Raw genomic sequence first — 4,657 nt, forward strand, 5'->3', positions numbered from 1 at the left:
TAACTCAAAAAGATACAATGACAACAGGAACTTTAGTAATAGAGAAAACTGATGCCACAAATCAAAAAGAAGTTGCAGGAGCAAAAATTCAAATAACAGGAACATCAGTATTAGGAAAGAAAATAGATATAAGCTTTACAAGTGGAACAACACCAACTAAATTTACATTACCAGCAGGAACATATACTTATAAAGAAGTAGATGCACCGGTTGGATATGAAATAAATACAACAGTTGGACATTTCACAATTGATACTCAAGGTCAAATAGTAAAAGCAAATGTGCAAGATAGTAGACTTTTAGGAAACATAACAATAGTTAAAACTAATGAAAGTGGAACTAAAAATCTTCAAGGAGCACAATTTACAGTAACAGGACCAAATGGATTTAATGAAGTAGTTACAACAAATAATAATGGTGTAGCTAGTCTTAGTAACTTAGCATGGGGAACTTATTCTATAAAAGAAACAAAGGCTCCAGCAGGATATAACTTAAATCCAGAGGTAGAAACTGTAACAATAAATGCTAAAAATGTTGAAGCTATGCACACTATTACAGTGAAAGATAGTCAAATAGTAAAAGCAAATATTGTAAATAATATTAATAGTTCAAATAATGGACATGGATCAAATAATGGACATGGATCAAGTAATGGAACAGGAAGTCCAAAAACAGGAGATTCAAGTCAATTACCAATTTACTTATTATTGATTGCTGCGTTAGCAGGATTAGTAGGGGTAAATATAAGAAGAAAGAAAAAAATAGTAGATTAAAAAAATTATAAAATTACTAAAAGCCTTGAAGCATTGCTTCAAGGCTTTTTTTTAATTTAATAAAGAAGAATAACGATAAATAGTTTTTTCAAACTCTAATAAATCAATAGCTCTTCCATATCGAAGTGTTTCCTTCTTATTTACAAATAAAATAAGTAGTGGTAATGAAAAAACATTAAATTTAGCAGCTATTTCAGGATATTTTTCACCACTTAACTCAATTCCAGTAATATTTGGATATTCATTTAAAATATTTTCAATTTTAAATTTTATAGCTTCACAAGCACCACAATCAAGACCAGTAAAATAAAGAATGGTCATAGGATTATTATTTATGTATTTATTAATTGTTTCTACAGAATTAACTTTAATCATAAAGAAATCATCTCCTTTTACTATAATTATATCAAAAAATCTAAGAATACAATTCCAATTTATTGAAAAAGATATAAGAAAAACTATAAATAGATATGAAATAATAATTAAAATTAAATGAAGAAGTAGTATATCTACTATAAAGAAATGTTATAATCTATATATAAAGAAAGTTAGGGTGGATAACGTAACGATGAAAATAGTAGATTTGAAAAATATAAAATTTAAAGATGGAAAAGAGTATGAGCATAAAAAAGCTAAGATGCAGTATAGTATAAGGCCTAAGAAAGTGGAACAAGTAGCAAAAGTAAAAATGAAAAAAATAAACTACTCAAACAAAACTAAGTCAATACATACAAAGCATAAAAATTCTATTAGTAGTAAGCTAAGTTACAAAAAAAGAAATGGGGAAGCATATACAGCAGTAGAAATAATTTTAATTGTAGCTATTGTTCTTTTATTAGTAGGAATAATTATAGCAGGGATATCCATATTCTTGAATTATAGTGTAAGAACGTAATTTCTAATAAAAAAAGATTATTCTTTAAGATAAGAATAATCTTTTTTTATTTTGATATCTATCAAATAATTCTATATATCTAGATAATACGATTTATATAACATATATGATATAATTAAATAGGAGGTGATATAATGTATTTATTATATTTTGTAATAAGTTTATTATCTTGTATCATAGGTTCAGTAGGTGGGATCGGTGGAGGGTTTATAATAAAACCATTGGTTTCTATGACAGGAACATTAGGTATTTCAGAGGTAAGTTTTTTATCTGCATGTACAGTTTTAGCAATGGCAATAATGACATTACTTAGAAGTAAAAATTTAGGTGTGAAAATTGAAAAGAGGAAAAGTACAATATTAGCTATAGGTGCTGTTATTGGAGGAATAATAGGAAAAATAATTTTTCAAGAGATTGGAAGAGCTTATGGAAATTTTAAAATAGTAGGTGCTATGCAATCAGCAGTATTAATTTTAGTAATAATTTTGATCTTGATTTTTACTTTAAATAAAAAGAGATTTAAAACTTATGATGTAGGAAATATATACATATGTATAGGTACGGGTATAGTTTTAGGTGCAATAGCAGCATTTATAGGAATTGGTGGTGGACCACTTAATTTAACTATACTATTTATATTATTTTCAATGGAAGGAAAAACTGCTGCATTAAATTCAATTTACATAATATTATTTTCACAGCTTTCAAGTATTCTGTATGCAATATTTACAAAATCTGTGCCTAATATAGATGGGATGGCATTTATATTTATGGTAGTGGGAGGAATATTAGGTGGATTAATTGCACCTAGTATATCTAAAAAAATATCTAATAAAAAAATGGATATTATTTATATAGCAGTATTAATCTTTATAGTATTTATTAGTGGATTCAATTTATTGAAAGTGATAATATAAAAGTCATTTATAAAATGGCTTTTTTTTAATTTGTAGGAAAATATGAAAGAGTGAAGTTAAAAGTTAGATGAAATCTAGTTTTTAGCTTTTATTTTTATATAAAGAAAGTGTAGAAGCAATACTTGATGAATGAAAAACTGTATATTATGCAAAGTATATTCTCTTTAATTAATTATGGAAATATAATGAATTAAAGAAAGGGGATGAGATATGTGATGGTTGTAATGTTAGTTTTAAATTTAATGATATGCTTTGGAGTACCTATAGGATATATAGTGATAACGAGAAAGAAGGGATATAGTTTAAGACCAGTTTTTATTGGAATTATTACTTTTGTAGTTTCACAAATGATTTTAAGAATTCCTATAATAAATTCTTTATTTGGAAAGAGTCTAATGTCTTTTACTAATCCAATTTTATATTTAGCAATACTATCTTTTTCAGCAGGAGTTTTTGAGGAGTGTGGAAGAAGAGTATTTATAGGAACAATGCTAAAAGAAAATAGAATGTTTAGAGATGGAATAAGTTTTGGAATAGGACACGCTGGAATAGAGGCTATTCTTTTTGTTGGATTAAATAGTTTATTTATTTTATTTGGAGTGATTACAGGAAGTTTAGAGATTCCAATGGGGCTTACTAGTTTAAATATATTTTTAGGAACTGTGGAAAGGATTTTTGCAGGAGGTCTTCATATTGCTTTAACTTTACTTATTTTATATGGAATAAATAAAAAGCTTAGATATACTGTACCACTTGCTATAATACTTCATGGAATAGCTAACTTTGGAGCCGTTTTAGCAATGCCAAATGTGTTATTAGCAGAAGGATATTTATTTATAGTTTTTATAATAGCAGTTTTATATATTGTGAAGATTAAAGAAAAATTTAAGGTAAGTAATGAAAGATTAAATATAAAAATTAATTGTTAATGTAAAAATAAACCAATATAATCAATTTATGAGGGGGAAATACAAAATGATTAATATTGGAATTTGTGATGATGATGAATTAATTAGGGAAAGGTTAAAAAAATTTTTAAAGGGAGAAGATAGAGAGTTTAGAATTTTTCAGTTTGAATCAGGAGAAGAGTTAGTAAAATTTAATGAAAGATTGGATATATTATTTTTAGATATTGATATGGGTGGAATAAATGGAATAGAAGCAGGAAAAGAACTTAGGAAAAAAGATAAAGAATTAAAGATAATTTATTTAACAAGTTTTTCAGATTACACTCATCTAGCTTTTAAAGTTCATGCTTTTGGATATTTAACAAAGCCTTTTGAAGAAAAAGATATAATAAGTGAATTAAATGAAGCGTTAGAATATACAAAAATAGTTGGAGAAGAAGAGCTTGAGTTTACAAGTACTAATGGAATAATAAGATTAAAACCAAAGGATATATATTACTTTGAATATTTTAATAGAAAGGTAAATATAGTTACGAAGGAAAAGGAGTATTTAATTAAAGATAAAATAACTAGAATTATAGATGCAATGGAGAAATATAATTTTTACTCTCCACATAAAAGTTTTACTGTAAATCTTTTTCATGTGAAAAATATAAAGGGATATGAAATATGTATGATGAATGATGATGTAATTCCTCTTTCTCAAAAAAAATCACCAGGTTTTAGAGAGAAGTTAAATGATTTTATTAGTGATTTTATGTAGGGGGAAGATATGTTTATATTAAAGATGGAAACAATACTTTTATTAAATATTATTTCTACTATATCATTGGTGGTTATTTACATATTTTTATCTAATTTTAATAGAAAGCTATTTTATAAAAAGCGAGATTACGTAATTGGATATGGGGTATATATTTTGGTAACTACTTTAATTAATATTACTATGCCAACTATAGGTGTAATAGTAAGTTTAGTTGGAATAGTTATTTTAGGAAGTAGTTTATATAATAATGAAAAAATATATATAGTATATTATTTTATATTTGCAGTATTTTTTCTCGTTGGACAACTTGTATTTTCAGAGGGGTTTAAACTTATAAGTATATATTTAAATATAAGCTTACAATCAATAGATATGTTTGTAGTAGTAAATGCAGTGGT

The 4,657-nt window shown here is 25.7% G+C and carries 7 protein-coding genes; 6 read left to right on the top strand and 1 reads right to left on the bottom strand.

Going from position 1 to position 4,657, the window contains the following annotated elements:
* On the top strand, positions 1-773 hold a 773-nt coding region (locus ACRDDY_RS01755), incomplete at its 5' end, for an MSCRAMM family protein (protein WP_438563251.1).
* Between the two features lie 51 nt (positions 774-824).
* Here the strand turns inward: ACRDDY_RS01755 and ACRDDY_RS01760 are convergent.
* A complete protein-coding gene (locus ACRDDY_RS01760; RefSeq protein ID WP_438563252.1) occupies positions 825-1,148 on the bottom strand; it encodes a thioredoxin family protein in 324 nt (107 codons plus the stop codon).
* A 193-nt stretch (positions 1,149-1,341) separates the two neighbouring features.
* Here ACRDDY_RS01760 and ACRDDY_RS01765 point away from each other — a divergent pair, with 193 nt between their 5' ends.
* From ACRDDY_RS01765 to ACRDDY_RS01785, 5 genes are all read left to right on the top strand, one after another.
* Positions 1,342-1,668 (top strand): hypothetical protein, encoded by a 327-nt coding sequence (locus tag ACRDDY_RS01765; RefSeq protein WP_438563253.1) that lies wholly within the window; start codon positions 1,342-1,344, stop codon positions 1,666-1,668.
* Between the two features lie 134 nt (positions 1,669-1,802).
* On the top strand, positions 1,803-2,585 hold the full coding sequence (locus ACRDDY_RS01770; protein ID WP_438563254.1) for a TSUP family transporter: 783 nt from the start codon (positions 1,803-1,805) through the stop codon (positions 2,583-2,585).
* A 215-nt stretch (positions 2,586-2,800) separates the two neighbouring features.
* Complete coding sequence (locus ACRDDY_RS01775) at positions 2,801-3,514, top strand: YhfC family glutamic-type intramembrane protease (protein ID WP_438563257.1); 714 nt, start codon at positions 2,801-2,803, stop codon at positions 3,512-3,514.
* A gap of 46 nt (positions 3,515-3,560) precedes the next feature.
* Positions 3,561-4,256 (top strand): LytR/AlgR family response regulator transcription factor, encoded by a 696-nt coding sequence (locus ACRDDY_RS01780; protein ID WP_438563255.1) that lies wholly within the window; start codon positions 3,561-3,563, stop codon positions 4,254-4,256.
* Between the two features lie 9 nt (positions 4,257-4,265).
* On the top strand, positions 4,266-4,657 hold a 392-nt coding region (locus ACRDDY_RS01785; RefSeq protein ID WP_438563256.1), incomplete at its 3' end, for a hypothetical protein.

The organism is Clostridium sp. (assembly GCF_051656525.1).
Taxonomy (GTDB): Bacteria; Bacillota; Clostridia; order Clostridiales; family Clostridiaceae; genus Clostridium.

Excerpts from the sequence above, each read along its gene's own strand:
- ACRDDY_RS01765 (WP_438563253.1), top strand. The coding sequence starts at position 1,342 with ATGAAAATAGTAGATTTGAAAAATATAAAATTTAAAGATGGAAAAGAG.
- ACRDDY_RS01760 (WP_438563252.1), bottom strand. The coding sequence starts at position 1,148 with ATGATTAAAGTTAATTCTGTAGAAACAATTAATAAATACATAAATAAT.
- ACRDDY_RS01770 (WP_438563254.1), top strand. The coding sequence starts at position 1,803 with ATGTATTTATTATATTTTGTAATAAGTTTATTATCTTGTATCATAGGT.
- ACRDDY_RS01775 (WP_438563257.1), top strand. The coding sequence starts at position 2,801 with ATGGTTGTAATGTTAGTTTTAAATTTAATGATATGCTTTGGAGTACCT.
- ACRDDY_RS01780 (WP_438563255.1), top strand. The coding sequence starts at position 3,561 with ATGATTAATATTGGAATTTGTGATGATGATGAATTAATTAGGGAAAGG.